This window comes from Amycolatopsis pretoriensis (genome assembly GCF_900107925.1).
In the GTDB taxonomy this organism is placed as follows: domain Bacteria; phylum Actinomycetota; class Actinomycetes; order Mycobacteriales; family Pseudonocardiaceae; genus Amycolatopsis; species Amycolatopsis pretoriensis.
Map to the genome: position 1 here is coordinate 637,160 of NZ_FNUJ01000006.1, position 25,347 is coordinate 662,506.

At 71.4% G+C, this 25,347-nt stretch carries 21 protein-coding genes; 7 read left to right on the plus strand and 14 right to left on the minus strand.

The annotated features are described in order from the left end of the window. Window positions 1-59: 59 nt before the first annotated feature. Window positions 60-866, minus strand: coding sequence for an Fpg/Nei family DNA glycosylase (locus BLV96_RS29145; protein WP_086671431.1), 807 nt, complete (start codon window positions 864-866; stop codon window positions 60-62). Further along, window positions 866-1,339, minus strand: coding sequence for a ribose-5-phosphate isomerase (locus tag BLV96_RS29150; protein ID WP_086671433.1), 474 nt, complete (start codon window positions 1,337-1,339; stop codon window positions 866-868). The genes BLV96_RS29145 and BLV96_RS29150 overlap by 1 nt, the downstream gene beginning before the upstream one ends. A 44-nt stretch (window positions 1,340-1,383) precedes the next feature. Here BLV96_RS29150 and BLV96_RS29155 point away from each other — a divergent pair, with 44 nt between their 5' ends. After that, window positions 1,384-2,106: a 2-phosphosulfolactate phosphatase gene (locus BLV96_RS29155; protein WP_167379764.1), complete on the plus strand. Its 723-nt coding sequence runs from the start codon at window positions 1,384-1,386 to the stop codon at window positions 2,104-2,106. Continuing rightward, on the plus strand, window positions 2,103-2,912 hold the full coding sequence (locus tag BLV96_RS29160) for an MBL fold metallo-hydrolase (protein WP_086671435.1): 810 nt from the start codon (window positions 2,103-2,105) through the stop codon (window positions 2,910-2,912). The genes BLV96_RS29155 and BLV96_RS29160 overlap by 4 nt, the downstream gene beginning before the upstream one ends. On the opposite strand, the gene BLV96_RS29165 is transcribed toward BLV96_RS29160, so the two are convergent. Next, window positions 2,909-3,529, minus strand: coding sequence for a mycothiol-dependent nitroreductase Rv2466c family protein (locus tag BLV96_RS29165; protein WP_086671437.1), 621 nt, complete (start codon window positions 3,527-3,529; stop codon window positions 2,909-2,911). The two genes, BLV96_RS29160 and BLV96_RS29165, sit on opposite strands and share 4 nt — an antisense overlap. A 163-nt stretch (window positions 3,530-3,692) precedes the next feature. Here BLV96_RS29165 and pepN point away from each other — a divergent pair, with 163 nt between their 5' ends. After that, the gene (pepN, locus tag BLV96_RS29170) at window positions 3,693-6,260 is read left to right on the plus strand and encodes an aminopeptidase N (protein ID WP_086671440.1); all 2,568 of its coding nucleotides are present in this window, start codon (window positions 3,693-3,695) and stop codon (window positions 6,258-6,260) included. Window positions 6,261-6,326: 66 nt separating this feature from the next. On the opposite strand, the gene BLV96_RS29175 is transcribed toward pepN, so the two are convergent. Both BLV96_RS29175 and ctaJ read right to left on the minus strand, forming a co-directional pair. Beyond that, entirely contained in the window at window positions 6,327-6,815 is a 489-nt protein-coding gene (locus BLV96_RS29175) for a DUF5130 family protein (protein WP_086671442.1), read from the minus strand. Continuing rightward, on the minus strand, window positions 6,802-7,056 hold the full coding sequence (ctaJ, locus tag BLV96_RS29180; RefSeq protein ID WP_086671444.1) for an aa3-type cytochrome oxidase subunit CtaJ: 255 nt from the start codon (window positions 7,054-7,056) through the stop codon (window positions 6,802-6,804). Before ctaJ ends, BLV96_RS29175 begins: the two co-directional genes overlap by 14 nt. A 287-nt stretch (window positions 7,057-7,343) precedes the next feature. On the opposite strand from ctaJ, the gene BLV96_RS50845 reads away from it, so the two are divergent. Beyond that, window positions 7,344-7,715, plus strand: a complete 372-nt coding sequence (locus BLV96_RS50845; RefSeq protein WP_086671446.1) for a hypothetical protein — start codon at window positions 7,344-7,346, stop codon at window positions 7,713-7,715. A 116-nt stretch (window positions 7,716-7,831) separates the two neighbouring features. Here the strand turns inward: BLV96_RS50845 and BLV96_RS29190 are convergent, their stop codons facing one another. After that, on the minus strand, window positions 7,832-8,290 hold the full coding sequence (locus BLV96_RS29190) for an HNH endonuclease (protein WP_425266197.1): 459 nt from the start codon (window positions 8,288-8,290) through the stop codon (window positions 7,832-7,834). Window positions 8,291-8,675: 385 nt separating this feature from the next. On the opposite strand from BLV96_RS29190, the gene BLV96_RS29195 reads away from it, so the two are divergent. From BLV96_RS29195 to BLV96_RS29205, 3 genes are all read left to right on the plus strand, one after another. After that, a complete protein-coding gene (locus tag BLV96_RS29195) occupies window positions 8,676-9,665 on the plus strand; it encodes a mechanosensitive ion channel family protein (RefSeq protein ID WP_208608345.1) in 990 nt (329 codons plus the stop codon). Between the two features lie 141 nt (window positions 9,666-9,806). Beyond that, window positions 9,807-10,190: a globin gene (locus BLV96_RS29200; RefSeq protein WP_086671448.1), complete on the plus strand. Its 384-nt coding sequence runs from the start codon at window positions 9,807-9,809 to the stop codon at window positions 10,188-10,190. Further along, a complete protein-coding gene (locus BLV96_RS29205) occupies window positions 10,187-11,737 on the plus strand; it encodes a glycoside hydrolase family 13 protein (RefSeq protein WP_086671450.1) in 1,551 nt (516 codons plus the stop codon). Before BLV96_RS29200 ends, BLV96_RS29205 begins: the two co-directional genes overlap by 4 nt. Here the strand turns inward: BLV96_RS29205 and BLV96_RS29210 are convergent. The 8 genes from BLV96_RS29210 to BLV96_RS29245 form a co-directional block, all read right to left on the minus strand. Beyond that, the gene (locus BLV96_RS29210) at window positions 11,734-12,168 is read right to left on the minus strand and encodes a hypothetical protein (RefSeq protein WP_086671451.1); all 435 of its coding nucleotides are present in this window, start codon (window positions 12,166-12,168) and stop codon (window positions 11,734-11,736) included. The two genes, BLV96_RS29205 and BLV96_RS29210, sit on opposite strands and share 4 nt — an antisense overlap. A 50-nt stretch (window positions 12,169-12,218) precedes the next feature. After that, a complete protein-coding gene (locus BLV96_RS29215; protein WP_086671453.1) occupies window positions 12,219-12,467 on the minus strand; it encodes a hypothetical protein in 249 nt (82 codons plus the stop codon). A gap of 52 nt (window positions 12,468-12,519) precedes the next feature. Further along, the gene (locus BLV96_RS29220) at window positions 12,520-13,155 is read right to left on the minus strand and encodes a DUF8010 domain-containing protein (RefSeq protein ID WP_086671455.1); all 636 of its coding nucleotides are present in this window, start codon (window positions 13,153-13,155) and stop codon (window positions 12,520-12,522) included. Beyond that, the gene (locus BLV96_RS29225) at window positions 13,148-13,567 is read right to left on the minus strand and encodes an acyl-CoA thioesterase (RefSeq protein ID WP_086671456.1); all 420 of its coding nucleotides are present in this window, start codon (window positions 13,565-13,567) and stop codon (window positions 13,148-13,150) included. Before BLV96_RS29225 ends, BLV96_RS29220 begins: the two co-directional genes overlap by 8 nt. Further along, window positions 13,564-18,549, minus strand: a complete 4,986-nt coding sequence (locus tag BLV96_RS29230) for an NAD-glutamate dehydrogenase (RefSeq protein WP_086671458.1) — start codon at window positions 18,547-18,549, stop codon at window positions 13,564-13,566. The genes BLV96_RS29225 and BLV96_RS29230 overlap by 4 nt, the downstream gene beginning before the upstream one ends. Window positions 18,550-18,970: 421 nt before the next feature. Next, window positions 18,971-21,517, minus strand: coding sequence for a hypothetical protein (locus BLV96_RS29235; protein ID WP_086671460.1), 2,547 nt, complete (start codon window positions 21,515-21,517; stop codon window positions 18,971-18,973). Window positions 21,518-21,533: 16 nt separating this feature from the next. Next, a complete protein-coding gene (gene ettA, locus BLV96_RS29240) occupies window positions 21,534-23,210 on the minus strand; it encodes an energy-dependent translational throttle protein EttA (protein ID WP_086671462.1) in 1,677 nt (558 codons plus the stop codon). A 117-nt stretch (window positions 23,211-23,327) separates the two neighbouring features. Continuing rightward, the gene (locus BLV96_RS29245) at window positions 23,328-25,346 is read right to left on the minus strand and encodes a bifunctional copper resistance protein CopD/cytochrome c oxidase assembly protein (protein ID WP_086671463.1); all 2,019 of its coding nucleotides are present in this window, start codon (window positions 25,344-25,346) and stop codon (window positions 23,328-23,330) included. Between the last annotated feature and the right edge of the window lies 1 nt (window position 25,347).

Here is a 25,347-nt window from a genome sequence, read left to right on the forward strand (position 1 = left end):
CCCGGAAAGCCATGAACGACTCTTTCCTGTCGTCTGACGACAGGAAAGAGTCGTTCATGTCAGTTCTGGCAGGTGGGGCACCAGTACAGGTTGCGGCCCACCAGTTCCGAGTTCGCCACCGGAGTCCCGCACACCAGGCAGGGATCGCCCGCGCGGCGGTAGACGTAGACCTCGCCGCCGTGGCGGTCCACCCTCGCCGCGCGGCCCATCGCCTCGGCCAGGTGCTCGGGCCGGACCGTGTCGATGCGGCCGACGCGGACGCCGTCGCGCATCAGGGCCACCAGGTCGGCCCACATGTCTTCCCACAGCGCCCGGTCGAGCGCGCGGCCCGGCGTCAGTGGGGCGACGCCGTGGCGGAACAGCACCTCGGCGCGGTACACGTTCCCGACGCCGGCCAGCACCGCCTGGTCCATCAGCAGCGCCGCGATCGACGTCTTCGAGCGCGAGATGCGCTCCCACGCCCGCTCGGGCTTCGCGCCGCGGCGCAGCGGATCGGGTCCGAGCCGGGCCTTGATCGCGTCGGCCTGGTCCGGGGACAGCAGTTCGCACCGAGTCGGCCCGCGCAGGTCCGTCCAGTGCGTCCGGCCCGCCAGCCGGAGCCGGACCTGGCCCACCGGTTCCGGCGCGGGCAGCGGGGACTCGCCGAACGTGCCGTAGAGGCCCAGGTGGATGTGCACGATCCCGGCCGGGCCGTAGTCGTGGAAGAGGTGCTTGCCGTACGCCTCGGCGCCGGCGAACACCCGACCGTCCAAACGGGACGCTTCGGCGGCGAACCGGCCCTGCGGGCTGCTCACCGCGACCGGCGCGCCGGCGTACCGGTGCTTGTGCAGCCGCGCGAGCCGGTGGAGCGTGTGCCCCTCGGGCATCAGGCCTCCGGCAGCGCCGGCGGCGTCCCGGTGCGCTCGTAGTCCAGCAGCTGCTGGACGCGGCGGGCGTGCCGCTCCTCCGGTGAAACCTCGGTCGCCAGGAAGGCTTCGACGATCTCGGTGGCCTGCTCGGCGGTGTGCATCCGAGCACCGACGCCGATCAGCTGGGCGTGGTTGTGCTCGCGGCACAGCTGGGCGGTCTCGACGCTCCACGCGAGGCCGGCACGGGCGCCGGGCACCTTGTTCGCGGCGATCTGCTCGCCGTTGCCCGAGCCGCCGACCACGATGCCGCGGCTGCCCTCGTCGGCCACGACGCGCAGCGCCGTCTCGACGCAGAAGGCCGGGTAGTCGTCGGCCGCGTCGTAGACGTGCGGACCGATGTCGGTGACCTCGTGGCCCTGCTTCTCCAGGTGAGCCACCAGGTGGTTCTTCAGCTCGAAACCGGCATGGTCGGATCCCAAGTAGACACGCACGGCTGGAGTCTGCCATCAGGTCCGAATTCGGGCATGCTCCGGGGGTGGGGATCCGGGAGCAGAGCGGGTACGACGTCCGGCTCGACTGGGGTGGCGAAGGCGTGGCCGCGCTCGGCCGGGAATGCGCCGTGCTGGTCGTCGTCGACGTGCTTTCCTTCAGCACCACCACGGATCTCGTGGTCGGGCGCGGCGGCCGCGTGCTGCCGGTGCGGTGGCGAGACGAACGCGGGATCGCCCACGCGCGGGCGGCCGGCGCGGTGATCGCGGGCGAGGGTGCGTTCACCCTCCGGCCGTCTTCTGTGACGGAGATCCCGCCGGGGACGCTGCTCGCGCTCCCGTCGCCCAACGGCGCCACGCTGTGCGACGCGGCCGCGGCGACCGGCGCGCACGTCCTCGCGGGCTGCCTGCGCAACGCGTCCGCCGTCGCCGCGAAGGCACTCGAGCTGGGCGGGCCGGTTGGGCTGATCGCCGCCGGGGAACGCTGGGGTGTGGACATCTTCGGCGGCGGCGAGACCTTCGGGCCGCTGCGGCCGTGCGTCGAAGACCAGATGGGGGCCGGCGCGATCGCCGCCGCCCTGGCCGGACTGGGCGCGAAGCTGTCCCCCGAAGCCGCGCTCGCCGCCCGGTCGGTCGACGTCGGCGCCCTGGCGTCCTGCGTCTCCGGCCGCGAGCTGACCGAGGCGGGCCACGGCGGCGACGTCGCGCTGGCTTCCCGGCGAGACGTGAGCGATGCTGCCCCGATGCGGATCGAAGGAGTACTGGCATGACCGGCCGCTGGATCGAGGTCGCCGACGGCGTGCACGCGCGCCGCTACGAGGAGCTGGACCTGACCGTCGGGCTGGTGGTCGGCGCCGACCGCTGCCTGGTCGTCGACACCCGCGGCGACCTGGAGCAGGGCGCCGAGCTGGCGGCGGCGGTCCGCGAGCTGACGCCGCTGCCGTGGTCGGTCGTCTTCACGCACGCGCACTTCGACCACACCTGGGGCACCGAAGCGTTCGGCCCGTGCGCCGTCTGGGCGCACGAAGGCTGCCGCGCCGAGCTGACCGAATACGCCGAGGGCGCCCGCGCCAAGTGGATCGACTACTACCGCGAACAGGGCAAGGCGCAGACCGCCGACGCCATCGCGCGCACCACGTTCGTGGTGCCCGACCACCTGTTCACCGACCGGACCGAGCTCGACCTCGGCGGCCGCACGGCCGTCCTGCTGCACCCCGGCCGGGCCCACACCGACCATGACGTCGTCGTGCACGTGCCGGACGTGGACGTACTCTTCGCCGGCGACGTCGTCGAGAACGCCGAACACGGCTTCAGCGCGTTCTCCTTCAGCGCCGAATCGGACCTGACCGCCTGGCCGGACACCTTCGACCGGCTCCTCGAGCTGCGGCCGCGGGTGATCGTGCCCGGTCACGGCGACCCCGTCGACGCCGACTTCGTCCGCTACCACCGCCACGGCCTGCACGAGCTGATCGCGCTCAAGGCCGCCATGGGCCGCGGCGAGACGACCGAGGCGGCCGCCGTGGCAGCCTCCCGCTACCCCAGCGACGTCACCTTGGCCGCCCTCGCGACGCCCTAGTCGAAGTTCAGCTCGCCCGAACGAGTGCGCTTGAGCTCGAAGAAGTCCGGGTAGCTCGACAGCGCGACAGCGCCGTCGAACACCTTCAGGGCGTCTTCGCCGCGCGGGATCGAGCTGAGCACCGGGCCGAAGAACGCGACGCCGTCGATGTGGATCGTCGGGGTGCCGACGTCCATGCCGACCGGGTCCATGCCCTCGTGGTGGCTCTTGCGCAGCGCCTCGTCGTACTCGGTGGAGTGGGCGGCGTCGTAGAGCTCGGCCGGCGCGCCGATGGCGGCGAGCGCCTCCTTGATCACCGCGTCGCGGTCCTTGTTGTCCTGGTTGTGGTAGCGCGTGCCGAACTCGGTGTAGTAGTCGCGCAGCACCTCTTCGCCCTTGAGCTGCGACAGCGCGACCGCGACGCGCACCGGGCCCCAGCCCTGCGCCAGCGACTCCTTGTACTTCTCCGGCAGCTCGTCGCGGCCCTCGTTCAGCACCGACAGGCTCATGATCCGGAAGTGCAGGTCGAGGTCCCGGTGCTTCTCCACCTCCAGGATCCAGCGCGAGGTGATCCAGGCGAACGGGCAGATCGGGTCGAAGTAGAAGTCGACCCTCGTGGGCTGCTGGGCAGCGGTCATCAGGTACTCCTGTGCGGTGTCAGGTCCGGTCCCGGGGGCGGGCACACCCCCACACAGCGGGCCAACACCGCCGGGCGCGGGCTTGTTCCCTTATCGCCCGCCACCCCGTCCCCATGATTGGATGCGGGGAGTTGAAAACCGATACCAACGACCAGAGGTGCCTGTGCCCGCCCCCAACCTGACCCGCGACCAAGCCAAGCTGCGCGCGGACCTGCTCGAAGTCACCGCGTACGACGTCGAGCTGGACCTCACCGACGGCCACGGCGGTCCCGGGGAGAAGACCTTCGCGTCGACGACGACCGTCCGGTTCTCCAGCGCCCGGGCCGGCGAAGACACGTGGGTCGACCTCGTCGCCGACCGCGTGCACTCGGCCACCCTGAACGGCGCGGACGTCGACGTCAGCGCGTACATCGAGGACAAGGGCATCGCGCTCGCCGGCCTGGCCGAGGCGAACGAGCTCACGGTCACCGCCGACTGCCGGTACATGAACTCCGGCGAGGGCTTGCACCGGTTCGTCGACCCGGTCGACGACGGCGTCTACCTGTACACGCAGTTCGAGACGGCCGACGCCAAGCGGATGTTCGCCTGCTTCGACCAGCCCGACCTCAAGTCCGTCTACCGGCTCACCGTGATCGCGCCGAAGGACTGGAAGGTCATCTCGAACACCGCGGCCGAATCCACCGAGGAGACGCCCGAAGGCGCCGTCCGCACGGTGTTCAAGGAGTCCGAGCGGCTCTCGACGTACCTGATCGCGCTGATCGCCGGCCCGTACGCCGAGTGGCGCGACGAGTACACCGACGAGCACAAGGCCATCCCGCTCGGCATCTACTGCCGCGCGTCGCTGGCCGAGCACATGGACGCCGATCGCCTCTTCACCGAGACCAAGCAGGGCTTCGGCTTCTACCACGAGAAGTTCGGCACGCCCTACCCGTTCTCCAAGTACGACCAGCTGTTCGTGCCCGAGTTCAACGCGGGCGCGATGGAGAACGCCGGCGCGGTGACCTTCCTGGAGGACTACGTCTTCCGCAGCCGCGTCACCCGCTACGCCTACGAGCGGCGCGCCGAGACGCTGCTGCACGAGATGGCGCACATGTGGTTCGGCGACCTCGTCACCATGCGCTGGTGGGACGACCTGTGGCTGAACGAGTCGTTCGCGACCTTCGCGAGCGTCCTGGCCCAGGCCGAGGCGACCGAGTACAAGAACGCGTGGACCAGCTTCGCGAACATCGAGAAGTCCTGGGCCTACCGGCAGGACCAGCTGCCCTCGACGCACCCGATCGCGGCCGACATCGTCGACCTGCACGCGGTCGAGGTCAACTTCGACGGCATCACCTACGCCAAGGGCGCGAGCGTGCTCAAGCAGCTCGTCGCCTACGTCGGGCTGGACCACTTCCTCGACGGCCTCAAGGTGTACTTCGGCAAGCACGCCTGGGGCAACGCGACCCTGGCCGACCTGCTGGGCGCGCTGGAGGAGGCGTCCGGGCGCGACCTGTCGTGGTGGAGCGCGCAGTGGCTGGAGACGACCGGGCTCAACTCCCTGAGCCCGCGCTACGAGGTCGGCGCGGACGGGAACTTCGCCTCGTTCGCCGTCGTGCAGTCCGGCGCGAAGCCGGGCGCCGGTGAGCTGCGCACGCACCGCGTCGCCGTCGGGATCTACGACGAGGACGGCTCGGGCAAGATCGTCCGGACCCAGCGCGTCGAACTGGACGTCGACGGCGAGCGCACCGAGGTGCCCGACCTGGTCGGGCGGCCCGCGGGCAAGCTCGTGCTGGTCAACGACGACGACCTGACGTACTGCACGATGCGGCTCGACCCGGCGTCCCTGACGACGCTGATCGACCGCGTCGCCGACATCACCGAGCCGCTCCCGCGGACGCTGTGCTGGTCGGCGGCGTGGGAGATGACGCGCGAGGCCGAGCTGAAGGCCCGCGACTTCGTCACGCTGGTCCAGCGCGGCATCCACACGGAGACCGAGGTCGGCGTGGTCCAGCGGCTGCTGCTGCAGGCCCAGACGGCGTTGAACTCCTACGCGGAGCAGGAGTGGGCGGCCTCGACCGGCTGGCCGGCGTTCACGACCCGGCTGCTGGAGCTGGTCCACGGCGCCGAAGCTGGCTCGGACCACCAGCTGGCGTTCGTCAACTCGCTGGCCGGGTCGGTGCTGGACGCTGCTGTCCTGGACGTGGTGGCCGGCTGGCTGGACGGATCGGCGCCGCTCGAGGGTCTGACGGTGGACACGGACCTGCGCTGGCGCCTGCTGCACGCGCTGGTGGCGCACGGCAAGGCCACGGCGTCCGAAATCGACGCCGAGCTGGCCCGCGACAACACGGCGACAGGCCGCCGCCAGGCGGAGCGCGCACGGGCGTTGCGCCCGACGGCGGAGGCCAAGTCCGACGCGTGGCAGCGCGCGGTGTACGACGACGAGCTGCCGAACGCAGTCAGCGACTCGCTCATCTCGGGCTTCTCACACCCGGGTCAGAAGGCGCTGCTGGGCTCGTACGTCGAGAAGTACTTCGAGGTGATCGACGAGGTGTGGCAGCGGCGCTCGAGCGAGCGGGCGCAGCCGATCGCGATCGGGCTGTACCCGTCGTGGGCCGTGGCCCCGGAGACGGTGACGGCCTCGGACGAGTGGCTGAAGGACGAGCACTCGCACGCCCTGCGCCGGTTGGTGTCGGAGGGCCGGGCGGGGATTGTGCGGGCGCTGGCGGCGCGGGACTTCGACGCGCAGGCCTGACTGGACGCGGCAGACATGAGAAGAGCCCCGCACCTGACCGAGGTGCGGGGCTCTTCGTCAAGACACTCAGCGGGGCGCGGGGCCCGCCTGGTCGGACAGCATGCGCAGCGCGTTCACCAGGCCGCTGACCAGCCCGCGCACCAGGTCGCCCTCCTTGAAGGACGCCACCATGCTCGCCACCGCCAGCTTGGCGCCGCGGTCGGGCAGGCGGACGAACGCCGTCTTGCCCGTCACGATCTCGATCAGCTTTTCGCCCGGCGAGACGGCGATCAGGACCGAGTTCGCCGGGTCCGCCATCGTCGCGTGCAGCTTCTCCGCCGCCACCCGGCTGTCCGCGCCCAGCTCGCCGAGGTACAGGCTGAAGTCGAGGCCGGTTTCCCGGCTCGCGAACGTCAGCGCCTCGTCGAGACGGCTCAGCTGGCGGGTGTTGAACGGGCTCGTCGGCGCCTCGGGCTCGTACATCTTCGCGGCCGACACGCGGCCGCTCGACGTCAAAGCCTCGCCGTAGCCCAGCTCGGACTCGTCGACGCGCTTCGTCAGCTCACCAGTTGCCACGAGCGCCTCCCGCCGCGGTCGGGGCGCCCTCGGGCGCGCTGTTCTCGGCTCCGGCGTGCCGGTGCCCCGCGCCGACCCCTTCGGGGTTGGCGCTCCACCACATGGCCGGGTACTCCCAAGCCTGGCCGGACCGGTACCGCGAGGCGCCGGCGGACCTGCGCCGGAGCGTCAGCAGCCCGGCGAGACCGTAGATGGCCAGCGGGATCACGGCGAAGACCACGATCGTCTCGACAACGTTCACGGCGCTGAGCGTATCGGATGACCTCCGAGAACACTTCAGGCACCGCGCGCGCCGCACTCGACCGTTCGTCGTAAGCCGAGTGCCGTCCGCCGCTTGGCTCGCGGTCACTGGAACGTTGGGGCGAAGACCGTCGGGCCGAAAGGTTGCAACTCAACGTACAGGCGGCCGCACCCGCCGCTGTCGTCTTGTCGCAGCCTTGAAATCCTCGTAGCTTTTTCACCTGTACGGGCCTTGCGCCCCGCTCCCCAGCCCCAGCAGGTAACGCACCGGTCCCAGGAGGCCTTGCCATGAACAGCGCCCACACCCCCGCACAGGCGATCACTGAGACCACCTCGTCACCCAGCGACATCGAATTCGTGCCCGGAACGCGTGTGACGGCGGGCACAAGGGTTACCCGGGGTACACGCGTCACTCGCGGTACACGCGTGACGGCGGGAACGCGGGTCACGGCGGGCACCCGGGTGACGGCGGGGACGCGCGTCACGCGGGGTACGCGAGTCACCAGGGGCACTCGCGTCACGATGGGCACGCGTGTGACGGCCGGCACGCGAGTCACGTGCGGCACTCGTGTCACGCGGGGCACGCGGGTGACCCGCGGCACGCGCGTCACGATGGGGACCCGCGTCACCTGCCAGAGCGACTACGCGCTCGCTGCCTGACCCGTACTCCAGGGCCGCCCGCACTACCTGAACACGCGCAAGCACCCGGCTCGCCCCGGCCGCCGCACAGGCAGCCGGGGCGCCGGCATGTTCAGGGCTCCGTCAACCTGCCGACACTAAGCGGCGGAGCCCAGATACGGACGCCAGAGCGGATCGGCCTCCTTGGAGTGCGCGAGCAGCCGCCAATGCGGGCCGTGGGGCGCCCGCGGGACGACGCGCAGCCGCCAGCCGATCTCCGAGAGCAGCCGGTCCGCCTTGCGGTGGTTGCACTTGGCGCAGCAGGCGACGCAGTTCGTCCAGGCGTGAGGTCCGCCACGGCTGCGCGGGATGACGTGGTCGATCGTCTCGGCCCGCCCCCCGCAGTACGCGCAGCGGTACCGGTCGCGGTGCATCAGCCCGGCACGGGTGAGCGGCACCTGCGCCCGGTAGGGCACCCGCACGTACGTGCTGAGCCGGATCACCGACGGCACCGGCAGCGAAACCTTCGCCGAATGCAGCTCGATGCCGCCCGGGTCGCCGTGCACCACTTCGGCCTTGCCGCACATCACCAGCACCACGGCCCGCCGCAACGGCAACGCGGTCAGCGGCTCGAAGGTGGCGTTGAGCAGGAGAACCCGGCGCCGGCCCCAAGACGGGGCGGCTCTACTACGCTGTCCGGGCGGGCGGGTAACTCCCCCTGGGCGGTTCCCCGCTCCGGCCGGGACGGGACCGCCGGATGCGGTACCCCCCGGATAGGCGCGCAGGACCACCTCTGGCGTCTCGTCGGCCATGGCTTGGCCGGAGGCGCCGCGGGGGCTGGGTTGTCGGTCTGGCACTCGACCACCTCCAGGGGCGTAGGCATAGTCGACCACAGAACAGGCCCCCAGCGCACGTGTGTTACAAGACGTGTCACATCCGCGCGACCCAACATCCACTTACAGTTGGGCTCCCCGACCTGATCGGAAGGATGATCGAACTCCCGTGTCCCCCTTGCTCACCGCCGCCGGCCAGACGCCGTGCATCACCGACGCGTCCACCTTGTGCTACCAGGTGTACAAGGCCACCGGCAACGAGTGGCTCGCCGGCTCGACGAACTGGCTGCTGACCAAGCCGCTCAAGATCCTGATGATCATCGTGATCGCGTTCGTCGTCCGGCTGCTGATCAAGCGGCTGATCAACCGCGTCACGACGCTCCCCCGAGGCAGCGGGAAGCTGCCCGCGCTGCTGCGCCCCCTGCGTGAGCGCGCTCCCGAGGTGCTCGGCTCCGCCGTGATCGAACGGCGCCGCCAGCGCGCCCAGACCATCGGCTCGGTGCTCAAGTCGATGTCGACGTTCCTGATCTACGGCCTCGCGTTCATCCTCGTGCTGGGCGAGCTGGGCATCAACCTCGGCCCGATCATCGCCTCGGCCGGCATCATCGGCGTCGCGATCGGGTTCGGCGCGCAGAACCTCGTCAAGGACTTCCTGTCCGGCATCTTCATGATGGTCGAGGACCAGTACGGCGTCGGCGACGTCGTGGACATCGGCGAGGCGACCGGCACGGTCGAGGCCGTCGGCCTGCGGATCACCACGCTGCGCGACCTCAAAGGCACGGTCTGGTACGTCCGCAACGGTGAAGTCCTGCGCGTCGGCAACTCGAGCCAGGGATTCGCGGTCGCGGTCGTCGACGTCCCCCTCGGCTACACGACCGACGTCGAGCGCGCGACGACCGTGCTCGGCGAGGCGGCTTCGGCCGCCGCCGAAAGCGACCTGCTCAAGGACAACGTCCTGGAGCCGCCGGAGATGCTGGGCGTGGAGAGCGTCACCCCGGAGGGCATCCAGCTGCGGCTGACCGTGAAGGTGCGGCCGGGCAAGCAGTGGGCGGTCCAGCGGGCCTTGCGCGCCCAGCTGCTGGCGGCCCTGGAAGAGGCCGGTTTCGAGCCCCCGCTCGGCCGGCTGTTCCCCGGCGCGGCCGCGGCCATCGACAAGTAGCGCCCCGGGCCCGGGCCGTGAGCTGCCTCACGACCCGGGCTTCGTCGTTACGCTGGGAAGCGGGTTCACGACCTTCCGGGCACGGGCGGACCGGGCGTCGGGAACGCGGAACCGAAGGGCAAAATGGAAGGCGTGTCTGCAGTGAGCGAACCGGCGAACCTCTACGAAGCGGTCGGCGGCGAACCGACGTTCCGCCGCATCGTCGGGCGGTTCTACGAGGAAGTCGCGAAGGACGAGATCCTCCGCCCGCTCTACCCCGAGGAGGACCTCGGCCCGGCCGAGGAGCGCTTCCGGCTGTTCCTCATGCAGTACTGGGGCGGCCCGCACACCTACTCCGACCGGCGCGGGCACCCGCGGCTGCGGATGCGCCACGCGCCGTTCAAGATCGGGCCGATCGAGCGGGACGCCTGGCTGCGCTGCATCCGGATCGCCGTCGACGAGGAGAACCTCGAGGAGCCGTACCGCGGTCAGCTCTGGGCGTACCTGGAGATGGCGGCGCACAGCATGATGAACAGCTTCGTATGAGACCCGGAGCCTGGTGGCAGGACGCCGTCTTTTACCAGGTCTACGTGCGCTCGTTCGCCGATTCGGACGGTGACGGCGTCGGAGACCTGGAGGGCATCCACTCCAGGCTCGGTTACCTTGAGCTGCTGGGCGTGGACGCGCTGTGGCTGACGCCGTTCTACCGCTCCCCGATGGCCGACCACGGGTACGACATCGCCGACCCGCGCGACGTCGACCCGATGTTCGGCACCCTCGGCGACTTCGACGTGCTGCTGACCGAGGCGCACAAGCGGAACATCAAGGTCACCGTCGACGTCGTGCCCAACCACACCAGCAACCAGCACGCCTGGTTCAAGTCGGCGATGGCGGCCAAGCCGGGCAGCCCGGAGCGCGACCGGTACATCTTCCGCGACGGCGTCGGCCCCAAGGGCGAAGACCCGCCGAACAACTGGGTCAGCGCGTTCGGCGGCCCGGCGTGGACGCGGGTGCCGGACGGCCAGTGGTACCTGCACCTGTTCGCGCCGCAGCAGCCCGATCTGAACTGGACCAACCCCGAGGTCGCCGCCGATCTGGAGCGCACGCTGCGGTTCTGGCTCGAACGCGGGGTCGACGGCTTCCGCATCGACGTCGCGCACGGCATGGCCAAGCCGCCCGGCCTGCCGGACATGGACCCGCGCGCGGACGCGCTCGGGCCGAGCCACTACTACGACCCGCGCTGGGACCACGACAGCGTCCACGAGATCCACCAGATGATCCGCAAGGTGCTCGACGAGTTCCCGGACGCGATGGCGGTCGGCGAGATCTGGGTGACCGACGAGGAACGCCTCGCCCGCTACCTGCGGCCCGACGAGCTGCACCTGGCGTTCAACTTCCGCCTGGTGCTGACGCACTTCGACGCGGACGCGATGCGCACGGCCATCGACCGGTCCTTGACGGTGCCGGCCCGCTCGGGCGCTCCGGCGACGTGGACGCTCGGCAACCACGATGTCTGGCGCCAGGTCAGCCGCTACGGCGGCGGGGCGGCCGGCGTGCGGCGCGCGCGGGCGATGGCGCTGGTGGAGCTGGCCCTGCCGGGTGCGGTGTACCTGTACAACGGCGAAGAGCTGGGGCTGGCGAACGTCGAGCTGGCGCCGGCCGACATGGCCGACCCGCGCGCGAAGACGAGCGGCGCGGAGTTCGGCCGCGACGTCTCCCGCGTGCCGCTGCCGTGGGAGGGCGACCTGCCGCCGTTCGGGTTCTCGCGCAACCCGCGGACGTGGCTGCCGATGCCGCCGGCGTGGTCCGGGCTGACGGTCGAGAAGCAGATCGAGGACGCGGATTCGACGCTTTCCCTGTACCGGCAGGCGATCGAGCTGCGCAAGACGCATCCGGCGTTCGGCGGCGACGAACTGGAGTGGTACGGCGCCCCGGCGGGCTGCTTCGCGTTCCGGCGCAAGGGCGGCGGGCTGGTGTGCGCGTTGAACACGTCCGCGTCGCCGATCGCGCTGCCGCCGGGTGAGGTGCTGCTGTCCAGCAGCCCGCTCGTGGACGGCAAGCTGCCGGCGGATTCGGCCGCCTGGCTGGTTTAGAGCGGCACCCACCGGCCGGGCTTGACGACGTCGGCCGCCTCGAGTGCGGTGCCGCGCGCGAGCTGGTTGACGCGCTGGTGCGACAGGCCGAGCAGATCGGCGATCGCGCGTTGTGAGAGCTGGCCGTTCAGCGTCGCGACCAGACGGGCGCGGACGCCTTCCCGCCACTCGGCGACGTCCTCGGCGATCCGGTGCGCCTCCTGGTACTGCAGGACGAGGTCGGTGGCGTCCTGGTCCTCGAACTCGTAGCGCCAGCGGAGGTAGAACCGCTCGGGTGGGAGGCCGGTCAGGTTCGCGATGACCTTGCGCATGCCCGGATCGACGTCGGGGAACCGCTTGAACTCACCGGCGGCTTCGACGCCGTCGACCGTCTTCGCGATCCACTGGCCGGCCTCGCGGGTCACGGTCACGGTGAACGCCGGAAACCTCATCGCTCGCCTCTCGCCGTCCCCTCCCACGGGAAGGCGCGGACTCTAACACGTCAACCGCTTTGGTCGCCCGAGCCGTCGTCGAACGCGCCGCTCGCGAGCCACGCGACGAGCGCCGCGGCCTGGAGGTAGGGCGCGGCTTGGGCGGCCGCCCGGCCCGCCGCTCGCGCGCGGCCCCACCTCTCAGGACGCTCGGCGCGCTCCGGCGCCTGCTCCCCCGGCGGACGGTCGCGCCGCCACGGCGTCTCCTCGGCGCGGACACCGTCGAGGAACTCCGCGGTCGGATCGTCATCCGGGGTCATGCCTCCAGCGTGCCACCGTTCTCCGAAAACGGTGGCCGCCGTAAGCAATCCGTCAGAACAGCAACGGCAGCAGCGCGTGCCGGCGCCGGACGATCGCGCCGTACCGGGCGTCCAGGCGCAGCCACGAATCCGTCGCCGACACGCGGACCACGTCCTCGGTCAGGTCCGAATCCACGAACCCCATCCCGGACATCGCGAACAGGCAGCGCATCTGGACCTTGACCTCGGTCGCTTCGCCGGACACCGTCAGCACCGCCTGGTCCATCAGCGACGCGGGCGGGTTGCCGTGCGGGCCGGCGTTGTCCCGGGCCAGCGTCACGCCCCGGTCGGCCAGCTCCGCCACGACCCGCGCCGGCAGCTCGTCGACCAGCGGCCAGCGGCCGGACGGCGGCAGCTCGCCGTGCCACAGCAGGTCGCGGGCCGGGCCCGGGTCCATTCGCGGGCCACCGGCCACCGTCAACGCCGCCAGCAGCTCGTTGCCGGACACCGTGACGTCGCCGGGGGTGACGTCACCGGCGACCGCGCGCGTCGCGAAGCACTCGAACGGCGTCGCCGTCCAGGCCTCGACCACGCCGTCGCCGCGCTGCCGCAACCGGACGGCGGTGGCGCCGTCCAGCCGGACCGCGCGGGCGACGAACGCGCCGAGGGTCTCCCGGTCGGCCGCGTCCGGCACGAACAACTCAGGCATCCGCGAACCCCTGCTTCAGAAACTCCGACTCGGGCGGGCTGAGCCTACGCGGCCGCAACGCGACGGTGTCGTACGGCGCCAGCACCGTCTCCGCCGTCACCGCCACCGGGTCGGCCTCGCCCGGCCCGGTGTGGACCCGGTAGGCCAGCGTGAAGCTCGCCGCCCGCAGTTCCGTCAGGTCGATGTCCACGCGCAGCTGCTGCCCGGACACCACGATCGGCGCCTTGTAGGCCACCTCCAGCTTGACCACGACGATGCCCTTCGGCAGCTGGTCGAGCCCGGCCTCCACGGCCCCCTTGAACAGCAGCGGGATGCGCGCCTCTTCGAGCAGCGTCACCATCTTCGCGTGGTTGATGTGGCCGTAGACGTCCATGTCCGTCCAGCGCGGGCGGACGTGCGAAACGTAGGTCACCGCACCGTGCTCCGGATCTGGCGGGCCGCCACCGAAAGCGTCGCGAGGTCGAGCCGGCCGGAGTTGTGGATCTCTTCCAGCGCGACGCGCGCCCGCTGCAGGCGCGAGGAGTTCGTCTTCTCCCACTGGGCGATCTTCGCGTCGCCGGACGAGCCGGGATCGCTGTGCCGCAACGCGTCCAGCGTGATCGCCCGCAGCGAACCGTAGACGTCGTCGCGCAGCGAAAGCCGGGCGAGCGCGTGCCAGCGGTTGCCGCGTTCGAGCGCGCTGATCTCGGTCAGCATCTTGTCGACGTCCAGGTGGTCCGAAAGCGCGTAGTACAGCTCCGCGGTCTCGGCCGGGCTGTGCGTCGCGTCGACGCCGATCTGCTGCTCGGCGAGCTCGGCGACCTCGGTGACGTCCAGCAGGCCGTACGTGTGCAGCAGCAGCGAGACGCGGCGCGCCAGCTCCTCCGGCACGTTCGCGGCGATCAGCTCGTCCACGTGCTTCTGCACCGACTCCGCCTCGCGGCCGCGCAGCAGATCGCCGATCTTCGGGACGAGCTTGCCCAGCACGCGGCCGAAGCGCTTGATCTCCGACAGCAGCGCCAGTGGCTGCGGCCGGTTGGTGAGGAACCAGCGCGCGGCCCGGTCGAGCAGCCGCCGCGTCTCCAGCACCATCGCGTCGGCGACGTCGGTCGAGACGACGTTGTCCAGCGCGTCGATCTCCGCCCACACGGCAGGCAGGTCGAACACCTGCGTGACCACGGCGTACGCGCGCACCGCGTCGGTCGCGGTCGCGTTCATCTCCTCCATCAGCCGGTAGACGAACGAGATGCCGCCGCCGTCGACCACCTCGTTGGCGATCAGCGTGGTGATGATCTGGCGGCGCAGCGGGTGTTCGCCGATCGCGGAGCCGAACCGCTCGCGCAGCGGCTGCGGGAAGTACTCCGGCAGCCGGGCCGCGAACACCTTCGAGTCGGGCAGGTCGCTGGCCAGCAGCTCGTCCTTCAGCTCCAGCTTGACGTGCGCGAGCAGCGTCGCCAGCTCCGGTGAGGTGAGGCCCTTGCCCGCCTTCTCGAGCTCGCGGAACTCCGAGTTGCTCGGCAGCGCTTCGAGCTTGCGGTCGAACGCGCCCGCCGACACCAGCGCCTGGACCTGGCGCGCGTGCACCGACAGCATCGGCGCGGCGTGCGCCCGGCTGACGCCGAGGACGGCGTTCTGCCGGTAGTTGTCCTTGAGCACCAGCGCGCCGACCTCGTCGGTCATCTCCTCCAGCAGCTCGTTGCGCTGCTCGCGCTCCAGCTTGCCGGTCTGCACGAGGTGGTCGAGCAGGATCTTGATGTTGACCTCGTGGTCGGAGCAGTCGACGCCGGCCGAGTTGTCGAGCGCGTCGGTGTTGATCTTGCCGCCGTTGCGGGCGAACTCGATCCGGCCGAGCTGGGTCAGGCCGAGGTTGCCGCCCTCGCCGAAGACCTTGACGCGCAGCTGCTTGCCGTCGACGCGGATGGCGTCGTTGGCCTTGTCGCCGGCCGCGGCGTGGGTTTCGGTCTCCGCCTTGACGTAGGTGCCGATGCCGCCGTTCCAGAGCAGCTCGACCGGCGCCAGCAGGATCGCCTGGATGAGGTCCATCGGCGCGAGCGCGGTGACGCCCTCTTCGAGCCCGAGCGACGCGCGGACCTGCGGGCTGATCGGGATCGACTTCGCCGTGCGCGGGTAGATCCCGCCGCCTTCGCTGATCAGCGAGCGGTCGTAGTCGTCCCAGGAGCTGCGCGGCAGGTCGAACAGGCGCCGGCGCTCGGCGAACGTCGACGCGGCGTCCGGGTGCGGGTCGAGGAAGACGTGCATGTGGTTGAACGCCGCGACGAGCCGGATGTGCTCGCTCAGCAGCATGCCGTTGCCGAAGACGTCACCCATCATGTCGCCGATGCCGACGACGGTGAAGTCCTCGGTCTGGGTGTCCTTGCCCAGCTCGCGGAAGTGCCGCTTGACGCTCTCCCAGGCACCCTTCGCGGTGATGCCCATGGCCTTGTGGTCGTAGCCGACCGAGCCGCCGGAGGCGAACGCGTCGCCGAGCCAGAAGCCGTACTTCGCCGACATTTCGTTGGCGATGTCGGAGAACTTCGCGGTGCCCTTGTCGGCGGCGACGACCAGGTAGGAGTCGTCGGCGTCGTGCCGGACGACGCCCGGCGCGGGCACGGTCTTGCCCTCGATCCGGTTGTCGGTCAGGTCGAGCAGGCCGGAGATGAACATGCGGTAGCAGGCGATGCCCTCGTTGAGCTGGGCGTCGCGGTCGATGCTCGCGTCGCCGGTCGCGGCGGGCGGGTTCTTCACCACGAAGCCGCCCTTCGCGCCGACCGGCACGATCACCGCGTTCTTCACCGCCTGCGCCTTGACCAGGCCGAGGATCTCGGTGCGGAAGTCCTCCCGCCGGTCCGACCAGCGCAGGCCACCGCGCGCGACCTCGCCGAACCTCAGGTGCACGCCCTCGACGCGCGGCGAGTACACGAAGATCTCGAACCGCGGCCGCGGCTCCGGCAGGTCGGGCACGCCCGCCGGGTCGAGCTTGATCGCCAGGTACTGGCGGGAGTTCCCGTCCTGGTCGCGGACGTGGTAGTTCGTCCGCAGCGTGGCCCGGATGACCGCCATCAGGCGGCGGAGGATCCGGTCCTCGTCGAGGCTGGTGACCTCGTCGATCATCGCGCTCAGCTCGCTCGCCAGCGCGTCGGTCGCGGCTTCGCGATCGGTGTCGCCCAGCTGCGGGTCGAAGCGGGCCTCGAACAGCCGCAGCAGCTTCGTCGCGACCTGGGTGTGGTTCACCAGCGTGTTCTGGATGTAGTCCTGGGAGAACGCGCTGCCGGCCTGGCGCAGGTACCGCGAGTACGCGCGCAGCACGGCGACCTGGCGCCAGGTGAGCCCGGCCCGCAGGACCAGGCCGTTGAGCCCGTCCACCTCGGCGTCGCCGCGCCAGGCGGCCTCGAAGGCGTCCTGGAACCGGGAGCGCAGCTGGTCGACCGCGTGGTCGTCGCCCTCGTCGAGCACCTTCTGCGCGACGCGCAGGCCGAAGTCGTAGATCCAGCAGGCGCCGCCGTCTTCGCGGTGCAGCTCGTACGGCCGCTCGTCGACCACCTCGACGCCCATGGCCTGCAGCACCGGCAGCACCTTCGACAGGGTGACGCCTTCGCCGCGCAGGTACAGCTTGAAGCGCCGTTCGCCCGGCTCGGCGTCGGACGGCCGGTAGAACGACAGCGCGAGGTCGCCCTCGTCGGTCAGCGAGTCGAGGGCGCGCAGGTCGGCGAGCGCTTCCCGGGCCGAGAAGTCTTCCTTGTAGCCCTCCGGGAAGACGGTCGCGAAGCGCTGGCCCTGTTCGGTCGCCGACTCCTCGCCGAGGACGCCGACGGCCACGCCGCCGTCCGACTGCTCGCGGCGCTCGTCGAGGACCGCCTCGACCATCCGGTCGTCCCAGCTGCGGACGGCGTCGTTCAGCCGCTCCTGGATCCGCTGCGTGTCCGGCTCCAGCCGGCGCGCGGGATCGGTGTGGACCATGAAGTGCACCTGGGCCAGGACGGTCTCGCCGATCCGGGCGCTGTACTCGAGCTGGGTACCTTCGAGCTCTTCGAGCAGGACCTCCTGCATGGCCAGCCGCGACCGGGTCGTGTAGCGGTCCTGCGGCAGGTAGACGAGGCAGGAGTAGAAGCGGCCGTACGGGTCGCGGCGCAGGAACAGGCGCAGCCGGCGGCGGTCCGACAGCGTGATCGCGCCGGTGGTCGTCGAGTACAGCGAGTCGGTGTCGGCGGAGAACAGGTCCGCGCGCGGCCAGTTCTGCAGGACCTCCAGCATCCGCTGGCCGGAGAAGGACTCCATCGGGAACCCGGCGCGGTGGATGACCTCGCGGACGCGGTTGCAGACCACCGGGATGTCGAGGACGTTCTCGTGCAGCGCGGTGGTGGTGAACATGCCGAGGAAGCGGTGTTCGCCGGTGACCTTGCCCTCGGCGTCGAAGGTCTTCACGCCGACGTAGTACGGGTAGACCGGCCGGTGCACGGTCGAGGGCGCGCTCGCCTGCGTCAGCACCAGCAGCGTCGGCGAGAGCGCGGACGCGGCGGTGTCCGGGCCCGCGGTGAGGCCGCGGGCGGCGAGGCTGTCCTGGCGCAGCACGCCGAGACCGGACGCGAGGACCGCGCGCAGGGCGGGCTCGTCGGCGTCCGGGTGCGGGTTGTCGATCAGTTCGTAGCGGCGGTACCCGAGGAACGTGAAGTGGCCGTCGGCCAGCCAGCGCAGCAGGCGGGCGCCCTCGGCGACCTCGGCCTCGGGCAGGTGCGGCGGCTCGGTTTCGAGCTCGCTCGCGAGCTGGCAGGCCGTCTGGGCCATCTTCTCGGCGTCCTCGACGACCTCCCGGACGTCCCCGAGGACGCTGGAGAGGCGGTTGTCGAGTTCGCGAGCCCGGTTCGGGTCGGTGACGAAGTCGATCTCGATGTACATCCACGACTCGGCGGCCGAGTTCGCGGGCGGCTCGGCCGGGTCGGCGTCGGGGTGGACTTCCTGGAGCTCGCCGGTCAGGTCGCGGCTGACGACGACGATCGGGTGGACGATCCGCTGCACCTGCACGCCGTCGCGGGCGAACTCGGCGGCGATCGAGTCGACCAGGTAGGGCATGTCGTCGGTGACGACCTGCACGACGGTGGCTTCGCGCGCCCAGCCGTCTTCGGCGACGGTCGGGTTCAGCAGCCGCACGGCCGGGCGGCCGGGCATCCGGGACTTCGCGAGCTGCAGGTGCGAGCGCACCGCGCCGACCAGGTTGACGGGCTCGTCACCGACGATCTCTTCGGCGGGGATGTGCCGGTAGTAGAGCCGGATGAGCTCCCCGATCTCCGGCGCCAGGCCGGCCGCGGCGTCGATCAGGTCGTCCCTGATCTGTTCCGGGCTGGCCGGGGAACGCCGGCCGAACTCGGGTTCGGTGGCGGCTCCGGTTCCGGGTAGGGACGAGACTCCGGTCGAGCTCATTTGAGGCAACTCTCCAGTATTCGTGGGTGGCACCGCGCCGGTTCGACGGTGAACCGGACTACCCCACACTAATGCGCCGCGCTCGTGGATCACATGAAGACCCGGGGGTTCCCCGATGTCGAAAAACCCTTCCCGGCCAGCGGATTCGCGTGATCGGTCAAGCTACTGACGGGTTGCGTTCCGGGGGCGTTCGCGGCGCTGACCAGCCGGGCTCGACGGGCGTTACCTGCTGCGGAGCCAACATGATCGGTTCAGTCGGGCCGGGCGGGTGCCGTTCGGCGAAGCCCGGCGGCCGGTCGGCGACCTCCGGGGTGCGACGGAGGCCACTGCGCCGGGCCCGTGGCGAGTCGGCGACGAATAGGGGTGTCTCGGCGACCGGAGGCCGATCGGACGAACCTCCGCCGGCCGCGCGGGCTCCGGGTCAGTCGCCCGAGCCGTGGCGGCGGGAGTCCGAGACCTCGGCTCCGTGACCGTTGCGGCCGTGGCCGTTGCGGCGGCCGGTGTCCTGCGAACCCAGCTGCTTGACGAGCGCGGCCGCGCTCGCGGTGCCCGCCTGGTGCTCGGCCAGCGCGCGGGCGAGGAGGTCGGCGAGCCCCGCGTCCGGCGGGGGCTCGTCCTCCGAAATCGCGCGCGCGTAGCTCTCCGGGAACGGGGCCGTCGCCGGCGTCCAGTGGCCGAAGTCCTCCATCGGCTCCAGCGACGGCGGCATCCGCAGCCGCGGCAGCCAGGGTTCGGCTTCGTCGCGGTAGTCCGGCACCGACGGCGGCTCGTCCTCCGGCCGCGGCGGCGGGGCCAGTTCGGGCTCGGGCCGCGGTGGTGGTTCCTCCGCGCGGGTTTCGGCGTCTTCGGCGCGACGACGTCCGCCGCTCGCCCCACCCGACGACGAGATGCCCAGGCGGTCCAGCACCGACCGGGCGGCCTCGGAACCGTGCTCGGCGTCGTGCCGGGTCGACGGCTGCGGTTCGCGCCGCGGCTCCCGCTCGGCAGCCGGCTCGGGCGCGAGCGGCAAGGCGGGCGTGATGCGGGTGGGCGCCGATTCGCGCTCGGCGGCGGTCTCCCGCAGCCGCTCCTCCGCGACGGCGGCCCAGGAGAACTTGGGCTTTTCGGGCTCCCGCGGTGGCTCGGGCGCCGGTTCGGGCGCGGTCCGGACCTCGATCGGCTCGGCCGGGACCTCCGGCGCGCGCCGGCGTCCGGACGGCTGGGCCTCGGCGGGTTCCGCCGGGATCGGCCGCGCCTGGCCGGGCGACTCGCGCCGCCACGGCGGGTCGACGGACGCCGACCGTGCCTCGATCGGCTCACGCCGGCGTGCGGGTTCGACGGGCTCGGGCCGGCGTTCCGGCTCGACGGGCGCCGTCTTCACCTCGATGGGTTCCAGCGCGGGCCGCCGCACCGGCTCGACCGGCCGGACCTCGACGGGCTCCGGGTCCCGCCGGACCGGCTCGGACTTCACCTCGATCGGTTCCGGCCGGCGCTCCGGCTCGCGCCGGCGTCCGGTCGGCGGGGCCTCGCTCGGCTCGGGCCGCCGTCGTTCCACGACCACCGGCTCCGGGCGCACGCGCGGCTCGGCCGGTTCGTCGCGCACCGCCGGCATCACCGACGTCTCGGCGGCATCGGCGGTCACCCGCGGCCGCTCGAACGACCACGCGGGCGCCGGCTGCCGCGGTTCTGGCTTCTCCTCGCGGCCGAATGACCAAGCCGGTGCGGGCGGCTGGGCCACTTCGGGCTCGGCGGCCACGACCGGAACCGGCCGCGACGGCACCCCGCTTTCGGGGGTCCGGGTGGCGGAGCCCGCGGCTCGGGACGGAGCCCCGGATGGCACTGCCTTGAGCACCTCGTCGAGGTCGATCGAGGCCGGCTCGCCCGTGCCGAACTCGCCGGCCAGCACGTTGCACGCCTGCCGCCGGGCCCGCGCGTGCAGCTGTTCGGCCGCCCGCGAGCGGTACAGGCACGCGATGGCCTCCTCGGCCTGCCCGAACCGCTCCTCCAGCTGCGCCAGCTCCAGCCACAACCGCGCGGTCACCGCGGACAGCCCGTGCCGGTCGGTGCTCGCCACGGCTTCGCGGACCAGTTCGGTGGCCGCTTCCCCGGCGCCCGCGGGCAGGTGGATGCGCGTCGCGACGGCCAGCCGCAGCCAGCCCATCGGCGCGACCCCGGCCGCGCGCACCGGCTCGGCCAGCACCGGCTCGGCGATCTCGTACGCCATTTCCGCGTCGCCGCGGTCGAGCAGCGTGCTGACCAGCAGCAGGACGAGGCGGATCCGGACGAGGCCGCCGTCGTCGGCCGGATTGGCCAGCTTCTCCAGGAAGCCGAGACCGGTCCGGGCGGCGTCGGCCGCCGCCGTCAGATCACCGTGGCGGCGCCGGTGTGCTGCCGTGCCGACGCGCAGCAGCGCGCGGACCAGCAGCTGGGTGTCGGCGCCCAGGGACTCGTCGCCGAGGACGAGCTTGTCCGCCTCGACGAGCACGCGGTCCAGCTCGGCCTTGCGCCCCAGCAACCCGAGGCAGCCGACCAGGTGCGTCAACGCGGCGGCGCGGTGCACCGGCGAAACGACGGGGTCGGTGAGCACCGGCCGCAACGCGGCGAGGCCCGTCAGCGGCACGCCCAGGCTGCGGGCGCACACGGCGAGGTCGATGCGCAGCCGGGCGGCGATGTCGCCGTAGCCGGCGTGTTCGGCCGCACGCAGGGCCGCGACCGCACGGCCGACCGTGCGCGGCCGTTCGCCGAGCCGGACGCGCGCGGAGACGACCAGGCTCTCGGCCCGGATCCACTGCTCGTCGGCACCGGCGGCTTCCGAGAGCGCGGCGGCGCGCTCGCCGAGGACCAGCGCGAGTTCGGGCGCACGCAGGTGCAGCGCGTCCGCGCGTTCGATGAGCCGGCCGACTGCGGAGAGGGTTTCCCCGGCATGGACGGGACGCCCGCCCTCCTTCTGGGAGAGCGGGCCCGTCCGGTGCTGTTCGCTGGCTTCCACGGGGAAACCCGCCCCCTCAGTCGCGGGTCAGCTTGCGGTGGGTGACACGGTGCGGGCGGGCAGCCTCGGCGCCCATCCGCTCCACCTTGTTCTTCTCGTACCCTTCGAAGTTGCCCTCGAACCAGAACCACTTGGCCGGGTCTTCGTCCGTGCCTTCCCAGGCCAGGATGTGCGTCGCGACCCGGTCGAGGAACCACCGGTCGTGGGAGATCACGACGGCGCAGCCGGGGAACTGCTCCAGCGCGTTCTCCAGCGAGCCCAGGGTCTCGACGTCCAGGTCGTTCGTCGGCTCGTCGAGCAGGATCAGGTTCCCGCCCAGCTTGAGCGTCAGCGCCAGGTTGAGCCGGTTGCGCTCGCCACCGGAGAGCACGCCCGCCGGCTTCTGCTGGTCCGGGCCCTTGAAGCCGAACGCGCTGACGTACGCGCGCGACGGCATTTCGGTCTGGCCGACGTGGATGTAGTCCAGCTCGTCGGAGACGACCTGCCACACGGTCTTCTTCGGGTCGATCCCGCCGCGGTTCTGGTCCACATAGGACAGTTTGACGGTCTCGCCGATCTTGACGACGCCGTTGTCCGCCTCTTCGAGGCCCACGATCGTCTTGAACAGCGTGGTCTTGCCGACGCCGTTCGGGCCGATCACGCCGACGATGCCGTTGCGCGGCAGGTTGAACGACAGGCCGTCGATGAGGACGCGGCCGTCGAAGCCCTTCTGCAGCTTCTCGACCTCGACCACGACGCTGCCCAGCCGCGGGCCCGGCGGGATCTGGATCTCTTCGAAGTCGAGCTTGCGGTGCTTGTCCGCCTCCGCCGCCATCTCCTCGTAGCGGTCGAGGCGCGAGCGCGACTTGGTCTGGCGCGCCTTGGCGTTGGACCGCACCCACTCGAGTTCGGTCTTCAGCCGCTTCGCGAGCTTCGCGTCCTTCTTGCCCTGGACCTCGAGGCGCTCGCGCTTCTTCTCCAGGTACGTCGAGTAGTTGCCCTCGTAGCCGACGACGCGGCCGCGGTCCAGCTCCATGATCCACTGGGCCACGTTGTCGAGGAAGTACCGGTCGTGGGTGACGGCGAGGACAGCGCCGGCGTAGCGGGCCAGGAACTGCTCCAGCCACAGGACACTCTCGGCGTCCAGGTGGTTGGTGGGCTCGTCGAGCAGCAGCAGGTCGGGCGCCGACAGCAGCAGCTTGCACAGCGCGACGCGGCGGCGCTCACCCCCGGAGAGGTGCGAGACGCCTTCGTCCGGCGGCGGGCAGCGCAGCGCGTCCATGGCCTGTTCGACGGTCGAGTCGAGCTCCCAGGCGTCGGCGTGGTCCAGGTCCTCCTGGAGCTGCCCCATCTCCTCCATCAGCTCTTCGGTGTACTCGGTCTCCATGAGCTTGAGGACCTCGTTGTACCGGTCGAGCTTGACCTTGACCTCGCCCAGGCCCTCTTCGACGTTCTCGCGGACCGTCTTCTCCTCGTTGAGCTCCGGCTCCTGCATGAGGATGCCGACGCTCGCACCGGGCTGGAGGAACGCCTCGCCGTTGCTGGCCTGCTCGATCCCCGCCATGATCTTGAGAACGGTGGACTTACCGGCACCGTTCGGCCCGACCACGCCGATCTTGGCGCCGGGGTAGAACGCGGTGCTGACGTCGTCGAGGATGACCTTGTCCCCGACGGTCTTGCGCACCTTCTTCATGGTGTAGATGAACTCGGCCATACCCACGATCGTAGAGCGCGCCTGATCGCGTCTCGACGCCGGTCACCACCGGACTACCGAAAGTCAGTCCCGGATCACCGGAAGCGCTGTTTCCGGCGTCCGGACGAGCCCTCAACCTCAACTGGAACCCGAGGGTCGCTTTCCCTCCGCGAGGTTCTTCAGCATCGCGTTGTAGGCGGTCAGCTCCTCGTCGCCGGTCACCGCTTCGCGCCGGTCACGCCGCTTCGCTTCGCGATCGTCCTGGCGCGACCACTGCACCAGCAGCGCGATCAGCACGAGCAGAACGGGGACCTCGCCGGACGCCCACGCGATGCCGCCGCCGAGCCGCTGGTCCGACAGCAGGTCGGTCACCCACGGCAGGTGCAGCTGGCTGTAGAACGCCTGCCCGATCACCGTCTGCTTGCTCATCAGGATCACGCCGAAGAAGGCGTGGAACGGCATCGCGGCGAACATCATCCCGAGCCGGCCGAGGTACGGGATCCGCCGCGGCGCCGGGTCGACGCCGATCACCGGCCAGTAGAAGACGTACCCGGCGAGCAGGAAGTGCGCGTTCATCGCCAGGTGCGCCCAGTGGTAGTTCAGCGCGGTGTCGAACAGCCCGGAGAAGTACAGCGCGTAGAACGAACCGACGAACAGCAGCAGCGCGACGACCGGGTGCGTGAGGAACCGCGACACCGGGGAGTGCACGAACGCGACGATCCACTCGCGCGGCCCCGGCGGGGCGTCCTTGCCGGCCGCGGGCAGGGCGCGCAGCGCGAGCGTCACCGGCCCGCCGAGCACGAACAGCACCGGCGCGACCATCGACAGCAGCATGTGGTTGCCCATGTGCACGCTGAACATCGCGGGCGCGTAGCGGCCGATGCCCGACGACGTCGCGATGAGCAGCACGACGCAGCCGACGATCCAGGCGGCCGTGCGGCCGGCCGGCCACGCGTCGCCGCGGCGCAGCAGCCGCCGCACGCCGGCCAGGTAGAGCCCGCCGAGGACGAGCGCGAGCGTGCCGTAGACCAGGTCGAACCGGGTGTCGAAGAGCAGGCGCCACACCGTCGGCGCGCCGTCGAGGTTGTAGCCGATCAGCAGCTCGGTGGTGGACGGCTGGGTGACCGCGTCCGCCGGTGGCGGCGTCCGGGCCAGCCCGGACGCGATCCCGATGGTGACGAACATGATCAGGATCTCGACCGCGGCCAGGCGCATCAGCTGCGCGCCGCCCTTGCCGTCGACGAGGTCCGCCACGCCCTTCTGCCGCTGCTGGTGGCCGAAGACCCCGAGCAGCAGCAGCGCGACCGTCTTGGCGACGACCAGGAGGCCGTAGTCGGTGGTGAAGAGGTCGTTCAGGCCGATCCGGACGAGCGCGTTGATCACGCCGGAGATCGCCATCACGATCCAGCACACCAGCGCCAGCCGCGAGAACCGCTGCGCGGCCAGGCTCAGGTGGTTGCCGCGCCGGTACCCGAGGGCCAGCAACGCGATCAGGCCGCCGACCCAGAGGGACGCGGCGACGAGGTGGAACAGCAGGCTGTTGGTAGCGACGTCGTGCGAGCCGCCGCTGGCCGAGTGACCGGTGACGGCGACCGGGATCAGCCCGCCGACGGCCAGGAAGAACAACACGGCCGTCCAGCCCCAGGACAGCGCGAGCCGGCAGCCGAGGGCGACGAGGACGGCGATCAGCGCGGTCCACAGCCACGCCTTCGGCTGTTCGATGGCGCCGACGAGGTCGAGCAGCGTCTGCGGGTCGAGGACGTCACCGAACGGTTTCCCGGCGGTGTCGGCCGCGGTGAACGCGACCGAGAACAGGGCCGCGCCGAACCACACCCACGCGGCGACGCCGGCCGCGCGCAGGGCGCCGTAGCCCTCCGGGCCGAGCGTGCCGGACTTCTGCGGCGGCACCAGGAACGCGGCGAGCAGCAGCGAGCCGACGCAGATCACCGACGCGGCTTCGGACAGCACGCGCATGACCGTGATGCCGTACTTGGTGACCAGCCCCGGATCCGGCAGGCCGGCGATGACGTAGCCGGCCCCGCCGGTGAGCGCGATCAGGCCGATCGCGACGACGGCGGCCAGGAGCACGCCGACCGCGAGCAGGGGCAGCACACTGGCCCGGCGCTGCGTGGGGACGTCGGATTTCGTCGCGGACACG